This window comes from Halomonas sp. BMC6, from assembly GCF_964204995.1.
Classification (GTDB): domain Bacteria; phylum Pseudomonadota; class Gammaproteobacteria; order Pseudomonadales; family Halomonadaceae; genus Vreelandella.
In genome coordinates this window covers 1,246,730-1,267,054 of sequence record NZ_CAXNSH010000001.1, presented here as the reverse complement: position 1 = coordinate 1,267,054, position 20,325 = coordinate 1,246,730, and the positions used below count along the sequence as shown (strand labels likewise).

At 59.4% G+C, this 20,325-nt stretch carries 22 protein-coding genes; 8 read left to right on the top strand and 14 right to left on the bottom strand.

Annotated elements, in window-relative coordinates; genetic code table 11:
* Positions 1-38 precede the first annotated feature (38 nt).
* From AB6K10_RS06070 to AB6K10_RS06060, 3 genes are all read left to right on the top strand, one after another.
* A complete protein-coding gene (locus AB6K10_RS06070; protein ID WP_159341067.1) occupies positions 39-1,436 on the top strand; it encodes a GGDEF domain-containing protein in 1,398 nt (465 codons plus the stop codon).
* 46 nt (positions 1,437-1,482) lie between these two features.
* Positions 1,483-2,670, top strand: a complete 1,188-nt coding sequence (locus AB6K10_RS06065) for an FAD-dependent oxidoreductase (protein ID WP_159341066.1) — start codon at positions 1,483-1,485, stop codon at positions 2,668-2,670.
* A gap of 119 nt (positions 2,671-2,789) precedes the next feature.
* Positions 2,790-2,969 (top strand): hypothetical protein, encoded by a 180-nt coding sequence (locus tag AB6K10_RS06060; protein ID WP_339118180.1) that lies wholly within the window; start codon positions 2,790-2,792, stop codon positions 2,967-2,969.
* A gap of 3 nt (positions 2,970-2,972) precedes the next feature.
* On the opposite strand, the gene AB6K10_RS06055 is transcribed toward AB6K10_RS06060, so the two are convergent.
* Entirely contained in the window at positions 2,973-3,425 is a 453-nt protein-coding gene (locus AB6K10_RS06055; RefSeq protein ID WP_253019092.1) for an META domain-containing protein, read from the bottom strand.
* Between the two features lie 156 nt (positions 3,426-3,581).
* On the opposite strand from AB6K10_RS06055, the gene AB6K10_RS06050 reads away from it, so the two are divergent.
* Positions 3,582-4,295, top strand: coding sequence for a hypothetical protein (locus tag AB6K10_RS06050; protein WP_159341062.1), 714 nt, complete (start codon positions 3,582-3,584; stop codon positions 4,293-4,295).
* Positions 4,296-4,314: 19 nt separating this feature from the next.
* On the opposite strand, the gene AB6K10_RS06045 is transcribed toward AB6K10_RS06050, so the two are convergent.
* The 3 genes from AB6K10_RS06045 to AB6K10_RS06035 are packed head-to-tail and all read right to left on the bottom strand — an operon-like array spanning position 4,315 to position 6,682.
* On the bottom strand, positions 4,315-5,679 hold the full coding sequence (locus AB6K10_RS06045; protein WP_339118179.1) for an ATP-binding protein: 1,365 nt from the start codon (positions 5,677-5,679) through the stop codon (positions 4,315-4,317).
* On the bottom strand, positions 5,676-6,338 hold the full coding sequence (locus tag AB6K10_RS06040; protein ID WP_159341058.1) for a response regulator transcription factor: 663 nt from the start codon (positions 6,336-6,338) through the stop codon (positions 5,676-5,678). The genes AB6K10_RS06045 and AB6K10_RS06040 overlap by 4 nt, the downstream gene beginning before the upstream one ends.
* Before the next feature lie 2 nt (positions 6,339-6,340).
* Positions 6,341-6,682 (bottom strand): Cys/Met metabolism pyridoxal-phosphate-dependent enzyme, encoded by a 342-nt coding sequence (locus AB6K10_RS06035; RefSeq protein WP_159341056.1) that lies wholly within the window; start codon positions 6,680-6,682, stop codon positions 6,341-6,343.
* A gap of 150 nt (positions 6,683-6,832) precedes the next feature.
* Here AB6K10_RS06035 and AB6K10_RS06030 point away from each other — a divergent pair, with 150 nt between their 5' ends.
* Positions 6,833-7,471 carry a hypothetical protein gene (locus AB6K10_RS06030; protein ID WP_339118178.1) on the top strand — a complete coding sequence of 213 codons (639 nt, stop codon included), beginning with the start codon at positions 6,833-6,835 and terminating at the stop codon, positions 7,469-7,471.
* Between the two features lie 2 nt (positions 7,472-7,473).
* Here the strand turns inward: AB6K10_RS06030 and gloA are convergent, their stop codons facing one another.
* Positions 7,474-7,914: a lactoylglutathione lyase gene (gloA, locus tag AB6K10_RS06025; RefSeq protein WP_339118177.1), complete on the bottom strand. Its 441-nt coding sequence runs from the start codon at positions 7,912-7,914 to the stop codon at positions 7,474-7,476.
* 214 nt (positions 7,915-8,128) lie between these two features.
* Between gloA and AB6K10_RS06020 the strand changes: the two genes are divergently transcribed.
* Complete coding sequence (locus AB6K10_RS06020) at positions 8,129-9,199, top strand: metal-dependent hydrolase (RefSeq protein ID WP_339118176.1); 1,071 nt, start codon at positions 8,129-8,131, stop codon at positions 9,197-9,199.
* Between the two features lie 25 nt (positions 9,200-9,224).
* Here the strand turns inward: AB6K10_RS06020 and AB6K10_RS06015 are convergent, their stop codons facing one another.
* From AB6K10_RS06015 to AB6K10_RS06005, 3 genes are all read right to left on the bottom strand, one after another.
* Entirely contained in the window at positions 9,225-9,953 is a 729-nt protein-coding gene (locus AB6K10_RS06015; RefSeq protein ID WP_339118175.1) for an MliC family protein, read from the bottom strand.
* A 48-nt stretch (positions 9,954-10,001) separates the two neighbouring features.
* On the bottom strand, positions 10,002-10,511 hold the full coding sequence (locus AB6K10_RS06010; protein WP_339118174.1) for a DUF3087 family protein: 510 nt from the start codon (positions 10,509-10,511) through the stop codon (positions 10,002-10,004).
* 79 nt (positions 10,512-10,590) lie between these two features.
* A complete protein-coding gene (locus tag AB6K10_RS06005; RefSeq protein ID WP_339118173.1) occupies positions 10,591-11,649 on the bottom strand; it encodes a 3-deoxy-7-phosphoheptulonate synthase in 1,059 nt (352 codons plus the stop codon).
* A gap of 221 nt (positions 11,650-11,870) precedes the next feature.
* On the opposite strand from AB6K10_RS06005, the gene AB6K10_RS06000 reads away from it, so the two are divergent.
* Positions 11,871-12,086: a hypothetical protein gene (locus AB6K10_RS06000; protein ID WP_368473613.1), complete on the top strand. Its 216-nt coding sequence runs from the start codon at positions 11,871-11,873 to the stop codon at positions 12,084-12,086.
* A gap of 118 nt (positions 12,087-12,204) precedes the next feature.
* Here the strand turns inward: AB6K10_RS06000 and AB6K10_RS05995 are convergent, their stop codons facing one another.
* From AB6K10_RS05995 to rho, 4 genes are all read right to left on the bottom strand, one after another.
* Positions 12,205-12,333 (bottom strand): hypothetical protein, encoded by a 129-nt coding sequence (locus tag AB6K10_RS05995; protein WP_285263815.1) that lies wholly within the window; start codon positions 12,331-12,333, stop codon positions 12,205-12,207.
* A 64-nt stretch (positions 12,334-12,397) separates the two neighbouring features.
* Positions 12,398-13,162, bottom strand: a complete 765-nt coding sequence (locus tag AB6K10_RS05990; RefSeq protein WP_339118172.1) for an NAD(P)H-flavin reductase — start codon at positions 13,160-13,162, stop codon at positions 12,398-12,400.
* Between the two features lie 41 nt (positions 13,163-13,203).
* Positions 13,204-14,697 (bottom strand): 4-hydroxy-3-polyprenylbenzoate decarboxylase, encoded by a 1,494-nt coding sequence (gene ubiD / locus AB6K10_RS05985; RefSeq protein ID WP_159341039.1) that lies wholly within the window; start codon positions 14,695-14,697, stop codon positions 13,204-13,206.
* Positions 14,698-14,756: 59 nt separating this feature from the next.
* On the bottom strand, positions 14,757-16,016 hold the full coding sequence (gene rho, locus AB6K10_RS05980; RefSeq protein ID WP_038481222.1) for a transcription termination factor Rho: 1,260 nt from the start codon (positions 16,014-16,016) through the stop codon (positions 14,757-14,759).
* A gap of 463 nt (positions 16,017-16,479) precedes the next feature.
* Here rho and ppx point away from each other — a divergent pair, with 463 nt between their 5' ends.
* Entirely contained in the window at positions 16,480-18,030 is a 1,551-nt protein-coding gene (gene ppx / locus AB6K10_RS05975) for an exopolyphosphatase (RefSeq protein WP_285263813.1), read from the top strand.
* Here ppx and tilS read toward each other — a convergent pair.
* On the bottom strand, positions 18,027-19,316 hold the full coding sequence (gene tilS / locus AB6K10_RS05970; RefSeq protein WP_339118171.1) for a tRNA lysidine(34) synthetase TilS: 1,290 nt from the start codon (positions 19,314-19,316) through the stop codon (positions 18,027-18,029). The genes ppx and tilS overlap by 4 nt on opposite strands.
* On the bottom strand, positions 19,297-20,253 hold the full coding sequence (gene accA, locus AB6K10_RS05965) for an acetyl-CoA carboxylase carboxyl transferase subunit alpha (RefSeq protein WP_159341033.1): 957 nt from the start codon (positions 20,251-20,253) through the stop codon (positions 19,297-19,299). Before accA ends, tilS begins: the two co-directional genes overlap by 20 nt.
* Positions 20,254-20,325: the final 72 nt, after the last annotated feature.

Here is a 20,325-nt window from a genome sequence, read left to right as displayed (position 1 = left end):
ATGGACGTGCTATCTCGTGTTTTGAGGAGTCATTCAGGATGAGCGAACAGCGTCAACACTTGCTCCATGAGCACGGCGGCCTATACGACTCTCTGATGAAAATCAGCCACGCGCCGTCTCTGACGGCGCTTTTTGAGCAGCTAACATGCGCGCTTCACCGAATGACCCACCAAATGCCCATTGCTATATACCGTCATACCAAGACTATGGAGTTGCGTTTGATACACGTTTTTCCATCCGCATGCTCCCTAAAAGCGCACCCACGTCTTATCTCTATCCGCTCGGTCAGCACATTGTTGGCGTCGGAGCTGCAATATTATGAATTAAAATGTGAAGCAGAGACATGGGGCTACATAGCTCTCCCCCCCTCTTATCACCTCGTCTCATCCCGTTGGAGTCGCTTGGTCATTACGATTGCGGCGCAGCGACTAGGTCTATTAACCATGGAGCAACTGGCTGAGCGCCGAGCAGGCTTAAAACGATACCGCCAACAACTCTCTAGTGACATCAAGCGTTTTTCTGACTTCAAAGACATTGTCCGACATCACGGAGAGCGGCTATGCAAACTGTTCGAATCGCAAGGCATTGCCCTCCTAAGAAATCATCAAATGCACAGTTTTGGTGACTGTCCCTCCGAACGACACATTCTCAATGCTCTTGAAACTCTAACAAGAGGGAATACTAATGATGCGACCGTAGAGCTCGACGGCATGTGCCAAGGCGGCGTAGCAACAAGGCTAGATATCTCATGCGTCACGCCAAGCTGGCTCTTTCTTTTTCGTCACACTCCCCTCTCTCATCTGCCAGAGAACTTCTCGGCCAATGTTGATCCTATGGGTTACTGGTCACCATTGGAAATAGCCACGATGACGGAGTTAGGCGACCATATTGCCATGGCGATTACCGCCATGGACGCCGTTTACTTGAATCAGCAGTTGACGCACAGCAATCAACGCTTGCAAACATTAGCCCGCACCGATCCATTAACCCAGTGTTGGAATCGGCACTACACAGAAATGACACTGAGCCGCCTAATCGATTCGGACGTCTCCCTATCTGTCATACTGTTCGATGTTGACGACTTCAAAAATATCAATGATACGTTCGGCCATTCTGTGGGGGACGACGTCCTGAGGCGTCTAAGCCAAGTTGTCCAAAACACGCTTCGTGAAGAGGATCATCTTGGCCGCTGGGGAGGAGAAGAGTTCCTCATCATCATTCGAGAGACAGATACCGCTGCCAGCTTGCTTCTTGCACAACGTCTTTGCAGTATTGTGTCAACGACACCTTTCAAACTGCCGCTCCCCGTGACGATCAGCATTGGCCTTACGTCGAAGAAGACTGGAGATACAGTGCGTCATTTGGTGGAACGCGCCGATCACGGTATGTACTTGGCCAAGAAAGCTGGCAAAAATCGAGTGACTATCGGTAAATAACAATGCGCTAACAACGTCGTCTCATCGCTCGCTCAAGGAGGCGGACATGCAGCTACTGCTCATCGGCGCGGGCCACGCCCACGCCTTCGTACTGGAGGCGTTTGCTCAACGCCCGGATAAAGCGGTATCGATCACCGTCGTGAGCGACAGCCAACTGGCCGCCTACTCGGGCAGCGTACCTGCGTGGCTCTCTGGGGAGTGCACGCTGCGGGAGACTCAGATGGATATCGCGGCGCTCTGCCAGCGGGCGGGGGCTCGCTTTATTGCTTCTCCAGCCGTGGCGTTCAGCACGAGCGAGCGCCAGGTAATGCTGGCGGATGGCAGCGTGATTGCGTTTGACGTGGCCTCCTTCAACGTCGGCTCGACGCTCGCGTTACCGCAAGTTATTGCCCCGCAAAGCGATGAGGGGATCGGGCCAAAAGGTATTGAGGAGAATACGCTGCCCACGCTGCTGGCCATGCGCCCGCTCAGCTCGTTGCACCACCGTTGGCAAGCATTACGCGAAGAGGTGGCCAAACTGCCTGCAGGAGTGTTCCAGAACGTAGTGAGCGTAGGCGGCGGCGCAGCAGGCTGCGAGACGCTGATGAGCGTCCTGGCGCAGCTTCGCCAGCAGCGCCCGGACATTCACTGGCAAGGCGAGCTGATCAGCGCCGCCAAAACGCTGCTGCCCGGCGCTGGCTGGCTGCCCCGCTGGTTAACGGCGCGAGCGCTCACACGTGCGGGCGTGCGCGTCCATACAGGCGTGCGAGGGCACGCCTTGGTACCCGGCGGCGTGCAAACCGACACCGGCAACCACATCGCCGCGGATATCGTGCTCTGGGCGACCGGAGCCGTGGGCCAAACGTGGCTGCAGCAAACGGCGCTGCCGTTGAATGAGCACGGCTTTATCCCGGTGGATACGTCACTTGAGGTCATCGGCCAACCGGGCATCTTTGCCGCTGGCGACTGCGCTACGCTGCGCTCTTCCCCGCTGCCTAAGGCAGGCGTTTATGCGGTGCGCATGGGGCCCGTCTTGGCAGAGAATTTACGGGCTGCCTGTCACGGCAAACAGCTCACCCCGTGGCAACCTCCGCGTCGCGTGCTGGCACTGATTGGCACCGGCGACGGTCACGCCATTGCCAGCCGTGGAGCCATGGGCTTTTCAGGACGCTGGGTGTGGCAATGGAAAAAGCGGATTGATGCGCGTTTTATCACTCGCTTCAATCCGCCTTTTCATGCGTCGCAAAGAGAGTAAACAGAGCCTGAACCACTGATTCAGCGGTCATTCAGCAGGCCAGGGGTAACCTCAAACACCCCACTGTTTTCAGCGACTTGAAAACAGTTCTCCCTCTCCGCGTTGTTTGAGGATCTCTTATGCGCTCACTGCACACATTGAAAACATCCATCACGCTACTGTTTCTCACGTTCATGCTTGCCGGCTGTAAAGGTCTTCACGGACCTGGTGGCTTTGGCAAGCACGATGAGTGGGTTTTACTCATTGTCGGTATCGCCATTGGCGCTGGCTGTATGGCCCTGTACCAGCGCCGTCACTGACCGTCAGTTAGCTTCCCGCCAACCGCCGAGCACACGGCTATCCGGTCCGAAGAACACCAAACGGTCGTGGTCGATCAAGTAACGATACGCGGTATCCAGCATATCGGTGACCCGCTTGGCGTCTTCCATATTGGGGCAGGCCATTCGGGTGGAGGCCAGTTCGCTGAACTCAATGCGCTGGCTTTCGCCCAGGCTCACCTTGCCGGTGAACTGGTTGCAGCCATCCGAGCCGCTAACCTTGCCGTCGCGGCCGATGCGGAAAAACGGCGTCTCGGGCATGGAGAGCCGTTCATCGGTCCCTACCAACAGTAAGTTCCAGCGCTGCTCGACCACTGGCCCAGAGAGCGTGCCGCCTTGCGGCGCGTCGATGCGCTCTTGTTGCGGTGCGCTGCTGCAGCCTGCCAGCGTGACCATGCTTAGCGCGGCTAGCCATCCTTTCATGCCCTGTGATGTCATCTCGACTCCCTTATCCGATCAGCTCGTTAATCCTGAATCAAACTTGAACCGGTGATTTAGTCTCGGTTCAGCAGCGGTTGCGTAGGCTTGGCATTGTCACTTGCGGGGCTATCGCTTCACAAGCTTGCCCCAACTTGCCAACAAGAGGAAACCGCTATGCAACCGACTCCATTAAAAGCCCTGGCTGCTGCCATCTGCACCCTTGCCCTCTCCGCTCCGCTGGCGGCGCAGGAAGAGGTGCGCATCAACGGCGAAGTGGTCGAACGCTTCAATGACCTGCTCGTGGTCGATGAAGGCGACCGTCGTCTGCTGGTTCGCCCGCAAGGCAACAGTGGTGAGCGCTTCCAAGTAGGCGACGACATTATGGTGGAAGGCCGCTTGGAAGGCGATACCGTCACCGCTTCGTCGCTTCGCGGCTCGGCAGATGAGCCCGATAACGGTGACCAGCCACAAGCGCGCGTCGTCGCCCCCGACGTCGAGGCGCTACAGCGTCAGCTCGATGAACAAGGCTTCGGTGAGATGATTGAACTGAAGCGCCACGAAGATGTTTACCGCATTACTAGCATTAATGAGGAAGGTGTCGACGTTCACAGCTTCTTCTCACCGGACGGTGAGTTACTGGAATGGCACATCAAACGTCCTGGGCATGACCGCCCTCACCGCGATGAGAGCCTGTCGACCCTAGAGCAGAGTGACGTGGAGAACGCGCTGAGCGACCAGGGCTACCGTAATGCCGCCCTGGTCGACTTCAAGGGCCGCCATATGGAGTGGATGGCGCAGAATGACGCCGAAGAGCAGGTCATACTGCATGTGGACTACCGCGGCGACGTTTACCGCGAAAAACGCCTCCCCGCGTGGCCCGCTGAATAAACTCACTAATCTTTTGGCGTTACGATGTACCTGAAAGGTCGCCCTTGGGCGGCCTTTCGGCGGCGGGCAGCGTCAGCTCGACGCGTAACCCGCTGGGCGAGTTAGCGGCAAGCGCCAAATGCCCACCGTAAAGCCGCGCCAGATCCTGCACGATGGCGAGCCCCAAACCATCGCCGGGGGTCGATTCATCGAAGCGCTCGCCTCGCTCCACGGCTTTTAGCCGCTGGGTTTCGGGCATACCCGGGCCGTCATCGCTAATCACCACGGTCAGTTGCTCTGGCGATACCCGGCGTGCCTCGATCATCACCTGCTGACGCGCCCACTTGCAGGCGTTATCCAGCAGGTTGCCTAACAGCTCATCGAGATCCTGGGACTCACCTCGAAACGCTAACGCATCATCGCACTGAACGCTGATATGGAGTGGCGCGAGGCCGCGGACGTATACATGGCGCATCACGCTCACTAGCCCCTCTAACGTGTCTGCTACCTGGGTGCGCTCGCCCATGTGGTAGCCCGCACCGACGGCCCGAGCGCGGCGCAAATGGTGATCGACCAGACGCTGCAGACGTGACAATGCCTCCTCAGTGGTGGCGTCATGCGCCTGCTGAGCCGATAGGCTGTTGGCTAACATGGCGAGGGGCGTTTTGAGGCCGTGAGCCAAGTTGCCCACATGTTGACGACTGCGAGCAATCACCTCTCGGTTATGGGTCACCAGCGCATTGATCTCATCCACCAGCGGCTGTAGCTCTTCCACCGTGGCGTGGGCTAACTGTTCGCGGTACCCCTGGCGTACCGCAAGAAGGTCGCGACGCAGCCGGGTGAGCGGCTTTAACCCCCAGCGAACTTGCCACCACACCGCCACCGCTAGCCCGATTCCCAGCAGCGCCAGCGAAGCTACTAAAGGAAGGACGATACGCGACAGGGCATCATCAATGTCGTTTTGTGGGCCGGCCACGGTGATACTCAACGGCGGGCCGCTGCCTGGGGCTGAGAAGTGACGGCCCCGGGCGCGTAGCGCTTCGCCCTCTGGCCCGGTGAGCGCCAGCGCCTGAGAAACATCGCTGGTCAGCGCGGGCAGGCTGGCATTCAGCAGCGAACGCGAGGCAATCAGCACCTCATCGTCGTGGGCAATTTGCCAATACCACCCCGAGTAGGCGCGATCGAACTGAGGGCCGCCAATATCACGGGTTTTGATCAACTGACCCTGCTCATTGAACTCTACAGAGGCCATCAGCCCCAGTAGGTTGGCGTCCAGCCGGGCGTCAAAGGTGCGCTCGGCGTGATCTTTGAACAGCCAGTAGATAAATAGCCCCACGCCCACTAACGCAATGGCACTCCATAGGCCAGCGGATCCTAGCAGACGCGCTCGCAGTGACAGTTTCACGAGCGGTCGCACAGCCGATACCCCTGACCACGCAGGGTTTCGATACGCTCTGCCCCCACTTTGCGCCGCAACCGACTGATGATCACTTCGAGAGAATTATGGTCACGGTCGTTATCGTAAGAGTAGAGATGTTCGGAGAGCTCGGTACGACTGACCACCCGCTCAGCGTTATGAATCAGATACACGAGTAGCTGATGTTCAAAGGCGGTAAGTTTTAACGGCAGGCCTGCGAGATGGAAGGTGCCTAGCTGAGTGTCGTACTCTAGCTCGCCGCTGCGGATCATCACATCAGCGTGGCCAGACGCACGGCGAATCAGCGCACGCAGCCGCATGATAATCTCCTCCATGCGAAAGGGTTTGGTGACATAATCATCCGCCCCGGCGCGGAACCCCTGCACCTTCTCACTCCAGCCATCCCGGGCGGTCAAAATCACCACCGGTAGCGTGCGGCCATGTTGTCGCCAATCGTGCAGAACACTTAAGCCATCCCGCCCAGGCAGACCCAGATCCAGCACCGCCGCGTCATAGGTCTCGTGATTGCCCATGTACACGGCTTCGTTACCGTCGTTGACAACATCGACGACGAAACCATTACCCTCAAGCGCTTCACGCATTTGAGCCGCGAGATGCTGCTCATCTTCGACCACTAACACTCGCATTATTAGGCTCCGCCGTTATCGCGGGTAGGCGGCAAACGCGCCTCAATTTGGCCCCTGCCGTCAATTTCTAGAAAACGACCATCTTCTCGGGCAATGCGAATTTTGAGTACGTTGCCTTGGGCCGTCAGCAGGCGCAGCTCATACACCTGCTCGCTATTTTCCCAGCCACGTCCGCTTTTCATTTCGATATCGAGTAGTTCGCCCTCATAGCGCTGCTGTACCACGGCGATGGCGTCATCCACCGTCAGGGCGGATTGAGCGACCCCCGGGGTGGGAACGCTGACGAACAAGAGTGTGCTCAGCAGGGCGCAGCGAAGCACGCTGCCACGATGGCCACTGTTCATAAAAGACTCCTGGCAAACGCCATACTCTAAGAGTAATCCAACACTATAACGGGAAGCGCCTTAACCTTGACTGAACAAGCGCGCCATTCAGGTTATCGTCAGCTTTCGGTGCGTATACTCGTTGCATTGGCGCTAAGTGAGGCCCGACCTATGATTTGCTCTATCGTACTGCTAAAGCGGCGTGTTTGGTTACCCTGGGTGAACACGATGCGCGGCTTGTTGCTGTGTACACTCACGCTGCCGCTGCTGGGCTTACCGGTGCTTGCGGCACCACCGTCTCTGGAGACGCCCGCCACCCCGATTGCCACTGCGCAAAGCGCGGGGGTTTACTTGAAAGGCCGCATTAGCGAGCGGTTCGGTAATAGCTTCATTCTTGAAGATGAGAGCGGTCGCGTCTTAGTCGATACCTGGCCGGAGGGGCGTTCAGCACTCACTGCGAACGCGGGTGATGAGATCGGTGTGTTTGGCCTGCCGACGGGCCAGCGCATGCAGGCTCGCTGGCTGGTGATCGGTGAAACGCTCGTCGAAGTGGAAGAGCCCTACGCGTCTCGCTTACCCGGAGACCGCTTGAACCGCTCGGCCCCAGTCTCCGCGCCTTCGCTCACCGAGCGACCCAATAGCGACGCTTTTTTTATGCAGCGCGCCGAGCAGGCGGGTTATCAACCGCTGGGCGGCGTCGAGTACAAGCCTCGCCATGTGGAGCTACGCGCAATGAACCCCTATGGCGAGGCGGTTGAACTCCATATGGAGTTCAGTGGCGACATCTATAAAGAGCGCCACCGAGAGTAGTGTTACCAGCTACCGCTGTTTTCCATGGAAGCCCAAGGCTCCTGGGGGGCCAACGCATCGCCTTTTTGCAGCAACTCCACGGAGATGCCGTCCGGCGACTTCACGAAGGCCATGTGGCCATCGCGGGGCGGGCGGTTGATGGTGACGCCTTTATCCTGCAGATGCTGGCAAAGGGCGTAAATGTCATCGACCCGGTAGGCCAGGTGACCAAAGTTACGACCGCCGGTGTACTCCTCCGGGTCCCAGTTATAGGTCAACTCAAGCTCAGGGGCCGTGAGGCGCTCGGAGCGCGCTTCATCTTCGGGAGCCGCCAGGAACACCAGCGTAAAACGGCCCTTTTCGTTCTCTTTGCGGCGCACTTCTTTCAGGCCGAGCAGGTCACAATAAAAGTGAAGCGAGGCGTCTAAGTCGCTGACGCGTACCATAGTGTGTAAAAACTGCATGTCATTTCCTCTTCATTGAAGAATGGTAATTATATCCCGTGCAACCGCCGAGTGCGGTGCCGAGCCGGTCACGTAGCACCATTAAAACATAGACAACAGTGCGACAGTAAAATAGAAAGTAGACACGTTGTATAATGATGTCACGGCGATTCATCTCGTGTGTCATGTCTGGGTGACGATCACGATTCGCTATCAGCACGTCGAGGAGAAGTCTGTGGATTCGATTACGCAAGCAGCGCTTGGCGCAGCCGTCGGGGGCGCCGTACTGGGTAAGCGTCTGGGTCGCAAGGCCATCGTACTGGGTGCGTTGCTGGGTACCCTGCCCGATCTGGACGTCGCGTTGGATTATGGCGACGCCATTGCCAATGTCACGGAGCATCGCGGGTTTAGCCATTCACTGTTCGTACTGACGGGTCTTGGCACGCTGCTGGCCGTGCTGAGTGCCCGCTTTGCTCCAGCACGGGACATCTCGTTGGGTCGCTGGTGGTGCTTTTTTACGTTGATATTAGTGACTCACCCGCTGCTCGACTCGCTGACCACCTACGGCACGCAGTTGCTCTGGCCGCTAGACGCACCGCCCGCCGCGTGGCCTATCGTCTTCATCATCGATCCGTTCTACACGCTACCGCTGCTTATGGCGCTGATCATCGGCAGCGTGTCGGGCAAGGTACGCAGTGCCTGCCGCACGGGGCTGGTGATCTCCTGCGCTTACCTCATGATGGCCGCAGGTGCCAAATGGAGCGTCGAGCAGCGCCTAACGCCAGCCCTAGCCGAGGCGGACTTACAAGCTGCCCCCGTACTCATCCAACCCACGCCGTTCAATATCGCACTATGGCGGGCAACGGTCATCGATGAAGACCGCTATTACGAGAGTTTGATCAGTGTATTCGATCGTGACCGAGTCCCCGCACTGGAACCGCTGCGTCGTAACGTCGAACTGGAGGCCAACGCTTTGGAGGGACCGCTAGGGCAGCGGCTGACGTGGTTCACAGGGCCGTTTTTACGTTTCGAAACCCGTGATATCAATGGACAAGAGACGCTGATCGCCACCGACATTCGGTTGGGCTTCCCAGGCTTTCACCCCTTCAACTTCACCTTGGCAACCCGTGAGGGCGACCGCTGGATGCCGGTGGCCATCAGCGAAGAGGTGCGCTCCCCCAGGGGGTTACACCTAGCCACACTGGCGCGGCTGGCGGCCCGAGCGGGTGGTGATGTCTCGGCGCTGTGCGCCAGCGATTACGTGGAACCGCAGTGGCGCGCAGAGCCGTTTCTGTACCGCTGCTAGTGGCTGAGATGCTAGATCATGATGGCTAGGGCGCGATGCCCTGGCCGCACCCTTTGTACTGTTCGCCGCCAATGGTGAGCGTGACGCGAGCAGGATAAGGCTCGCCACTCATGTCATCGAAGCAGGCACCCGATTCAATGCGTACGCGGAAAAACTGCTCGGCGTTAGCGTTCTCGATCACTACCCTGCCTGCCTCGTTGTCCATCACGCTGACCATATAAGGCATGGTGGTGGTGTCGCTGCCGTAGTTGGTAGTCCAGGTCATTACTGGCGCATCGTTCGCCAGCTCGATCGTCCAGCCGGGCTCGTTACCGCGAGCGAGCAGCATCACGCCAGGATGGCTGCTACGCGTCGCGATCTCCCGCTGAACTCCCTGCTGGCACTGTAGCTGCCCACGGGGCGTTTCGATTTGCGCCTGGTCGCCGCGATTCCAGAAGCTGATATCGCCATCCTGATAGCGGGCACCGCTGGCCACGACGGCTTGAGGCAATCGCCACGCGCCATGTAGCGACCACAGCCGTAACTCTTCCCCATTGACGGCCGTGACCAAGTCTTGATTGGCTGGTTGGCAGTTCCAAGCTTGAAAGCGCTCGGCACTACCGGGAAACAGCACCGAAGGCAGTAGCGGTGCGCTGCTTTGTACGGTGGTTTTTACCGGCGGCTCAGGGTCGGGCACACGGGTGGCGCAACCAGCTAGCAGCACACCGGCAGCCGCTGCCGTGGTGAATCGTCGTAATGCAGCATTAGCCTTCATCGAACGTGCTCCCTGTCAGATCCCTCATGATATGTCTTAATGCACGGTTTACTTCTTAAAAGCGCTCAGGTCGTGTGGGTCGAACGTGGTGACGTCTTTGGGTAGGCCTAACGCTTCACGCTTCACTTTGACCTGCATTTTTTCCGCTAACCGCTCGGCATCGTCATCGGTGGTACGGCCATTCAGCTCGGCAAGCTGGGCCATGCCCTGATGGTAAAAGGTCAGAATATCCAGCGCTAGGCGGTTATCGTCTTCCACTGCGCGACGTAGCGGCTGCAGGTAGCTGCTGATACGCGACAGGTGGTGCTTGAGTTGCCAAACATAGCGCATCTCGGCCATCCAGGGGCGCTCTCTTAGCGCCGCGAACATAGCGCTGGTGGCAAGCAAGCCCAACAATACGCCCAGCGCGTTCAGCCAGACGCTGCTGCCAAAGGTAGTGGTGAGGAGCATGGAAAACAGCAGGCCAAAAATAATCAGTTGCCCGGCCATCGCCACGCTGATAATGCGGGCTTTACGCCGGTACGTTTCGGGATCGTGCTGTTCAAGGGAAAAGGCCATGGCCAACCTCGTCATCAAAGGGAATCGTTATGATACGGGGCTGGCCGGGGCAGTCAACGCGCTAGGCGTTGTCCGAACATCAGGCAATACGTTCAGCGGCGGTCTTCAGCAATCGCTCGGTGGTTTCCCAGCTCACGCAGGCGTCGGTGACCGAGACGCCGTAACGTAGCGCCTTGGGCGCCAACGCTTGCTTGCCTTCGAACAGGTGGCTCTCCAGCATCAACGCGACCAGATTGGTATCCCCTGCTTGACGCTGGGCCAGCACATCCAGCATCACTTCGCTTTGGCGGCGGTGATCCTTGCGTGCATTGGCGTGACTGCAATCCACCATCAAACGCGGATTCTGACCCGCTTCGCGCAGCGTATTGACCGCGCTGCGCACATGGTGGGCTTGGTAATTGGGCTCGCCATGGCCGCCGCGTAGCACCACATGGGTATGCGGGTTGCCGGCGCTCTCCTGCATGATAGGGCGGCCCTGGGCATCCATGGCAAAACGCTGATGGGAGTGGGCTGCCGCCTGCATGGCATCGATCGCCACCTGCACATCGCCACTGGTGGCATTCTTGAAGCCCACGGCGGCGCTGAGGTCGCTGGCCAGTTCCCGGTGCAACTGGGATTCCGTCGTGCGCGCCCCAATCGCCACCCAGCTCAACAGGTCATCCAGGTACGGGGCTAACAAGGGCTGTAACAGCTCGGTGGCCACCGGCAGGCCACGGGAGGCGACGGCGTGCATAAGCTCACGGGAAAGGGCGATACCGCGCGGCATGTCGCCGCTGCCATCAAGATCAGGGTCGTAAGCCAGCCCCTTCCAACCGACCGTGGTGCGCGGCTTTTCAACGTACACTCGCATCACCGGCAAAATCTGCTCGCTGACCTCATCGCTAAGCGCTGCTAGCCGATCCGCGTACTCCAGTGCAGCATCGGGGTCGTGAATCGAGCACGGGCCTACCACAACGAGCAAGCGGTCATCCTGCCCATTGAGAATGCGCTGTACCGCTTGGCGCTGATGGTCAATTTGTGCGTTGAGGGTGCTGTTCACCACCACCCGTTGACGCAGTTCAGCCGGTAGCGGTAGCGCCGTTGCAGACATTAGTGTGGAGGCCGTAGAGGAACAAGCGGTGTTGATAGGGGCATTCATAGGTTAACTCTCCGAATTCGTATGACATAACGCGTGACATCGCATCACCAACTTGCCACCCAAATGGGCACGGTCGGAGGTGGCAGCTTGCACCGACCGCGCGACGCTAAATCGCCAGCCATAGCCATAACCGGGATAACGGATGGTGTTGGGGCTAGCGATGGAGTAAGCGCGGTAAGACATGGTGCAGCTCCTTGATAATCTACCTATGAAAAATGCGGATGAATGAAACGAAAGAAGCCTCGGTGGAGTTACCCACCGAGGCTTCTTTGCATGCGGCAGGCAACCTAGGCGGTGTGCCTGCTGGCGCGACGCTAGGCGTCGGCCAGGGGCACACCGTGGCTAAACCAATACGCTGCATAGTAACCGAATTGAGTCGTCCCCACGCTCGCCCAGGCGCACGCCACCGTTACCGGTTTGGCAGTGACGCTGGATGATGGCGTACCGTGTGACATAGGGCTTCCTCAATCGATCAATAACGAACTGTCTTTATCCTGCCTGCGCATTCGCCAAATGGCAACCGGGAATTACGCGCCGGTTAGATCAGGCAAATGATTAGCTGCCGAACGCCTGAATCCAGCCAATGGTGGCGGGCAGCGCGCTCATACCGACCAGAATCACAATACCGAGAATAATCGGCAGGATGCCAGAGTCGTCTTTGAAATTGTCGTCGTGATGGGCCATGACAGCCTCCTCATAATGGGTCGAGTTCACGGCACGGGCCGTACGCCAAAAGTGATGGATTATTCTAGTGAGACCGGGGAGCGTAGGCAAATACATCCGAGAACATTCGCTCGCTGTTCACGCCCAAGCGCTCCAGTACGTCCACGCAGGCGTAGACCATGCCCGGCGAGCCCGAGAGGTAGACATCACAGTCGCTTGGCGTGATGGGGGCCTTGGCCAGTTCGCTCTCCAGCACCAAATCGACGCGGCCCTGGTGGTGAGTGATTCGCTCCCCAGGTGCGAGCGGCTCGGTGAGCGGAAACTCGGTGACCGCATGAAACGCCACCTGATCATGCTGCTGTGCCCACGCACAGGCGAGATCTTCTGCATACAGGTCGCGATGCTCGCGGTTCGCCCACCATAGGGAAATGGGCCGTGCAGGCTGATCACGCAGTGCGGCCTCGATGATAGCCTTCATTTGAGCAAACCCCGTGCCAGCGGCAATCAGCAGCAGCGGGCGCTCGCTTTGTGTATCCAACACGCACTCACCGCTCGGCAGACGAACGGTGAGCTGATTCGCCACCTGCAGCAGTTGGCGCAGGCGCTGGGAGTTGTCCCGCTCGGGCCAGTGCTGAATCTGCAGCTCTAGTGTACCGTCGCCCCGGTCGCAGCTCGCAATCGAGAACGGCACCCACGTCGCCTCGTCCAGCATTAACTCGAGGTATTGACCAGGGGCGTGCTGCATTGCTTCGGCGCGCCCGGCGAGGGTCACTTTGAACACGTCGGGATTGAGATCCTCAACGGCCGTGACCTGGCAGGTTAGCGTTTTGCACGTTAACGTAGCGCTCATGAAAGCCTCTTTATGGAAAATCGTTCGGCCCGCACGGCCGGTTAACCGTGGCGCGGTGTGGGTAACGGAATGTCGATGCCCAGCTCGTCCCAGCGCTCGTCGACACGGGTTTTCACCGCCTCGTCCATGACGATGGGCGTTCCCCACTCACGGTCGGTTTCGCCGGGCCACTTGTTGGTCGCGTCCAAGCCCATTTTGGAGCCAAGCCCAGACACCGGCGACGCAAAGTCGAGATAGTCGATGGGCGTGTTTTCCACCATCACCGTGTCACGAGCGGGATCCATGCGCGTAGTGATCGCCCACATCACGTCTTCCCAGTTGCGTGCATCCACATCGTCATCCAGCACGATGACGAACTTGGTGTACATGAACTGTCGCAGGAAGCTCCATACCCCCATCATCACGCGCTTGGCGTGGCCGGGGTACTGCTTCTTCATGGTGACGACTGCCATACGGTAGGAGCAGCCCTCTGGCGGCAGGTAGAAATCGACGATTTCAGGGAACTGCTTGCACAGGATGGGCACGAACACTTCGTTGAGCGCTACGCCCAAAATGGCGGGCTCATCAGGCGGACGGCCGGTGTAGGTGGAGTGATAGATCGCATCGCGACGCATGGTCATCCGCGTCACGGTAAAGACCGGGAAGTGATCCACCTCGTTGTAGTATCCCGTGTGGTCACCAAATGGCCCTTCCGGTGCCATATCGTCTGGGTAGATGAAGCCTTCCAGAATGATTTCGCTGGAGGCAGGAACCTCCAGATCCGCATGGCCGCACTTGACCAGCTCGGTGCGCGAACCGCGTAGCAAACCTGCAAAGGCATACTCTGACAGCGTGTCGGGTACCGGCGTCACTGCGCCAAGAATGGTCGCTGGGTCAGCGCCGAGCGCCACCGCCACGGGGAACGGCTCGCCGGGATGGGCTTTTTGGAACTCGAGAAAATCCAGCGCGCCGCCGCGGTGGGAGAGCCAGCGCATGATGAGGCGATTCTTGCCGATTTTCTGCTGACGATAGATCCCCAGGTTCTGGCGCTTTTTGTGCGGCCCTTTGGTGATCACCAGCGGCCAAGTGACGAGCGGTGCCGCATCGCCCGGCCAGCAGTGCTGGATCGGCAAGCGGCCCAAGTCCACGTCATCGCCTTCGTAAACGACTTCCTGTACCGGCGCACGCTTGACGCTTTTGGGCCCCATGCTGAGCACCTGCTTGAAGATCGGCAGTTTGTCCCAGGCATCTTTCAGGCCTTTGGGCGGGTCCGGCTCCTTCAAGAAAGCCAGCAGTTTGCCCACTTCTCGTAGCGCCTCGACCGAATCCTGCCCCATGCCCAGCGCTACCCGTTTCGGAGTACCGAACAGGTTGCCCAACAGCGGCATGTCGTGACCCTTCACATTTTCGAACAGCAGTGCAGGGCCACCGGCACGCAGCGTGCGGTCGCAGATTTCGGTGATTTCCAAGTAGGGATCTACTTCGGCCGTGATGCGCTTTAGCTCACCTTTGGCCTCTAGCGCCGCAATAAAGTCGCGCAAGTCGTTGTACTTCAATGCCCTCTCCTCAACCCGGCTGTCTGATGCCGTTTGGCGCTACGCCTATGCAAAGCGCCTTAGCGGCGCTTCATGGCTTCAAAGAATTCCAGATTGGTCTTGGTGTCTTTCAGACGATCAATCAAGAACTCGGTGGCCGCCGTATCTTCCATCGGGTTGAGCAGTTTACGCAGAATCCACATGCGCTGCATTTCATCCTCAGAGGCCAGCAGGTCTTCGCGACGCGTACCGCTGCGGCGAATGTTGATGGCCGGGAAGACGCGCTTTTCCGCCAGCTTGCGGTCCAGGTGCGCTTCCATGTTACCGGTGCCCTTGAACTCTTCGAAGATGACTTCGTCCATTTTCGAACCGGTATCGACCAGCGCAGTAGCGATGATCGTCAGGCTGCCGCCCTCTTCGATGTTACGCGCGGCACCAAAGAAGCGTTTCGGCTTCTCGAGCGCGTGGGCATCCACACCACCGGTGAGCACCTTGCCAGAGCTGGGTACCACGGTGTTGTAGGCACGCGCGAGACGAGTGATGGAGTCGAGCAGAATCACGACGTCTTTCTTGTGCTCTACCAAGCGCTTGGCTTTTTCGATGACCATTTCGGCTACCTGCACGTGGCGGGCAGGCGGCTCATCGAAGGTGGAAGCGACCACTTCACCGCGCACGGTGCGGGACATCTCGGTGACTTCCTCCGGGCGCTCATCGATCAGCAGCACGATCAGATGACATTCGGGGTTGTTGCGCGTGATGGAGGTAGCAATGTTCTGCAACATCAGCGTCTTACCCGCTTTCGGCGGAGACACCAGCAGGCCGCGCTGGCCCTTACCAATCGGCGCAGTCAAATCGATGATTCGGGCCGTCAGGTCTTCGGTCGACCCGTTGCCGATCTCCATGCGCAGACGGTCGTCCGGGAACAGCGGCGTCAAGTTCTCGAAGAGAATCTTGTGCTTGGCGTTTTCCGGGCGATCAAAGTTGATCTGGCTGACTTTGAGCAGGGCAAAGTAGCGCTCACCCTCTTTGGGCGGACGGATTTTGCCGGAAATGGAGTCGCCCTTGCGCAGATTGAAACGACGAATCTGTGAAGGCGATACGTAGATATCGTCCGGTCCGGCGAGATACGAGCTGTCGGCGCTCCGCAGGAAGCCAAAGCCATCCTGAAGAATTTCCAGCACACCGTCGCCGTAGATATCCTCGCCACTTTTGGCGTGCTTCTTGAGGATGGCGAAAATGATGTCCTGCTTGCGCGAACGGGCCAGGTTGTCGATGCCCATTTCGCGGGCGATATCGAGCAGCTCGGGAACGGTTTTTTGCTTGAGTTCAGTGAGATTCATCGGTGTGTTAGAAAATTGCTCATGAAAGCTAGGCGCTAGGCGCCGGGAATAAGACAGGAGGCGTGGCCGAAATCATAGGGCTAAGCGCCGAGTGATGCGTTCAGACCCCATCTAGGCACACGCTCGAGTGATAAAAGCTGGGCAGTCGCCGCGACAATGCCGAACACGTAGACGTGGCATTACTGACTGCTTAGCATGAGGGTGCAAATAAACTAGTTAATCTGATTGGCACGGAGAATGCGTTTCAGCGGGTTATCTGACGACTTGGACATCTGGCTGATGCCATCTGGATACGTACTGCTCGGGGTGCCCGAGTCAGTGCGCTTGTTAAGACGAACAAGCCAACTCGGATCAAGCCAGTAGCTCGATGGTAGTCAAGGCCCGCGACAAACGCAAGCCTTTGGCAATTGACAATAGTCAGAGGTCACCGCAACCTTGGCATAGCCAATTTGAAGGATAGCTCATGCCCAAGGACATTTCGCTCCCCATCGCCGCCCCCACTGCCGAGTTCGAGAGCGGTGAGCCGCAGCGCCTAGCCGCCATTGACCTTGGCTCCAATAGCTTTCACCTGCTGGTGGCCAACTACCAGAACGAACGTTTACAAGTAGTGGCACGCTTGGGTGAAAAGGTCCAACTGGCGGCAGGACTAGACGAGAACGGTTACCTCAGCGAGGCCGCCATGCAGCGCGCGCTCGACTGCCTGGGCCGCTTTGCGCCGTTTTTGACCGATATCGAAGGCCCTAACCTTCGCGTCGTGGGCACTAACGCCTTGCGTGACGCTCACAATAGCCAAACGTTCATCGAGCGCGCGGAAGCCCAGCTCGGCCACGCCATCGAGATCATTGCCGGACGCGAAGAAGCCCGCTTGATTTACCTGGGCGCCGCTCACGCGCTGGCAGAAAGCGGCCGCCGCCTGATTGTCGATATTGGCGGCGGGTCCACCGAGTTCATTATCGGCGAGGCCTTCGAACCCAAAGCGCTGGAGAGCCTGCGCATGGGATGCGTCACCTTTACCGGGCGCTTTTTCGCCGACGGCGAATTGACCGAAAAACGCATGCGCCGCGCCGAGCTGGCGGCACTCTCGGAGCTGGCCAACATCCAGCGCCCCTACCAGCGCTTGGGTTGGGACGACCCCGTGGGCTCCAGCGGCACGATCAAGGCCGCCGCTAGCGTCCTATTCGCCTATGGTGACACGCCACAAGAGGGAGTGATCACGCGCAGCGGACTCAAGAAGCTGCGCGAGCGGCTGCTCAAGTGCAAACAGCTCGACAAAGTCGAACTAGAGGGTTTGAAACCCGATCGGGCGCGCGTTTTCCCTGCGGGCATTGCCATCTTGAGCGCCATCTTCGAGGCTTTCGATCTCGAGCAGATGCGCTTTGCCGATGGCGCGCTGCGCGAAGGGGTGCTGTACGACATGGCCGGGCGCAATAGCGCCGAAGACACCCGCTCCAACACGCTGGAGATGCTCAAACGGGTCTACGATGTCGATACACGCCAAGCGGAAAACGTGGCCGATACGGCCACGCGTCTGTTCGATGAGGTCAAAACGGCATGGAAACTGACCGCAGAGCAGGGCCACTACCTGACCTGGGCCAGCCATGTGCATGAAATCGGGCTGGCGATCTCTCACAGCCAGTTTCATCGCCACGGCGCTTATCTTCTCGAACACTCCGACCTGGCCGGTTTTTCTCGCCCTGAGCAGCGGTTGCTGGCGTTTTTGGTGCGCGCCCATCGGCGTAAATTCCCGACCAAGGAGTGGCAAGCCCTGCCGGCCTCGCAGCAGCCAAGCGCCGCCAAACTGGCTCGCCTGCTGCGCCTCGCCGTCTTGATCAACCACTCCCGCCCGGAAGGCGCTCCCTTACCGCCCGACATCAACGCGGACAGCCAAGACGAGTCGCTGACCATCACGCTGCCCCCCAGCGATGAACCCACGCTGCTCAGCACCGATTTGGAGCAGGAGCAGGCCTTCATGGCCAATGCAGGGTTCGTGCTCCACTTGAACAACCCTGCCTAACCCTCGCGCTGAAACACCGTCCCTTCCGCCTGCCAGAGCACTTGGGCAGGCGGTTGCAGCACCCCCAGACAGCGCTCTCCCGCCATGACGATCACCAAACGCTCCCTCTCCCAGGGTGGCAGTGCCTGCTCTTGCAGCCAGCGTTTCAGGTCGCGTCGACCACGCCCTGGCAGGTCGAGCACCTCGCCGCCTCGTCGCCTGCGCAGCATGACGGGGGCGACTGAATCGCTATCGTCAGCCAGGCGAAGCTGCAGCGGCCCCAGGGGCGTTGTCACCCCCGGCGTGCCGTCCCAAGGCATTTGCCAATGCGGTAGCGCGCTCACAGGTGTCATGAGATATAGCCTGCGACGCCACACCCGCGCCTGGACACCGGGCCACTCCACAAGCACCTGAGCATCCCGGGCAGCGTTCAGCTGGTCGAGCAAGCTGGTCAAACGCGCTTGGGGAGGCGTTGGCAGCCCTCGTTGCTGGCAGAGCGTACGCACCAGCAGGCGCTGGCGGGGCATTGGCAGCGCCACCAGTGCCGACGCGTCGAGGCAGCCCGGCGCTAGCGTGAGTGCGGCCAACTCGTCGGCGGCGTAGCTGGCCAGCAGCGCATCGGCCTCGCCAGCCCACCCTGCGCTTTGGGCCAGCGAGCGCACCGCCCCTGGCCAGCGCTGCGCCAACGTTGGCAAGACCTCATGGCGCAAGCGATTACGATCAAACGCCCCATCGCGATTGCTGGGGTCTTCACACCAGTCAAGCGATAGCGCGTGAGCCGTATCGGCCAACGTTTGGCGACTGACGCCAAGCCACGGGCGTAGTAGCGTAATGCCCTGCCACTCCCGTCGGTATGGCATGCCTGCCAGCCCGCGAATGCCGCTGCCCCGCAGCGCCGCCAGCAGCAACGTTTCTGCCTGATCGTCCTGATGCTGCGCCAGCCATAGGGTGTCACCCGCAGGCACATGCAGCGCAAAGGCCGCGTAGCGGGCACGCCGGGCAGCGGCTTCCACCCCGTCCCCCTGCTCATCGACGGTCACACGCTCGATGGTGAGTGGGACGCCCTGGTGCTCGCACAGCCGCTGGCAGTGACGCTCGAAGGCGCTGGAAGCGGCTTGAAGACCGTGATTGACGTGCAACGCGCGCAGCCTATGGTCACTGCCGCGACACACCTCGGCAGCCAGCGTCAGCAGCAGCGAGGAGTCCAGTCCGCCGGAGAGGGCGACCCAAACGCAACGCCCCGGCGGGGTCTCCGCCAGGGCGTCATCGAGCAGGCCTAAGAGCCGGTTAGGCGGCTGGGGCGCCATAGCTCATCAAGCGCGCGTAGCGGCGCTCTAACAGGGCGTCGCTATCCAGCGCCTGCAGTCGTTCGAGACTGGCCGACAGCGCATCCTTCACCCGTGCAGCGGTGTCGACCGGATGACGATGAGCGCCGCCCAGCGGCTCTTTGATCAGCGAGTCCACGAAGCCCAGCTCTTTCAAACGCTCGGCGGTGATGCCCATGGCCTGGGCCGCGTCGGAGGCTTTCTCGGCACTCTTCCACAAAATGGAGGCACAGCCTTCCGGAGAAATCACCGAATAGGTGGAGTACTGCAGCATGTGCAGCTCGTCGCACACGCCGATCGCCAGCGCGCCGCCGGAGCCGCCCTCGCCCACCACGGTGGAGATGATCGGTGTCTTCAAGCGCGACATGACCGCCAGGTTATAGGCAATCGCTTCCGACTGGCCGCGCTCTTCGGCGTCGATACCCGGATAGGCCCCTGGGGTGTCGATGAAGGTCAAAATCGGCATCTTGAAACGCTCGGCCATCTCCATCAGGCGACAGGCCTTGCGGTAGCCTTCCGGGCGTGGCATGCCGAAATTACGGCGCACCTTCTCTTTTACGTCGCGGCCTTTCTGATGTCCAATCACCATGACCGGGGCATCGTTCAAGCGGGCGATCCCGCCGACCAGAGCGGCATCGTCGGCAAAGTTACGGTCGCCGTGCAGCTCGTCGAAATCGGTGAAGATGTGCGCTAAGTAATCCAGCGTGTAAGGACGCTGGGGATGCCGCGAAAGCTGCGACACCTGCCACGGTGTCAGGTCTTTGAAGATGGATTCCGTCAACTTGCGGCTCTTCTCCTCCAGCCGTGAAATCTCATCAGAGAGATTCACTTGGCTGTCGGAACTCACCAAACGCAGCTCCTCAATTTTTGCCTGGAGTTCGGCAACGGGCTGTTCAAAATCGAGATAGTTAGGATTCATCGGCTCTGCCTGTAAGCTGCCTATAAAAAATAAGCCTTGTCGAAACGCGCATATTGGGCGCCATTATCGCAC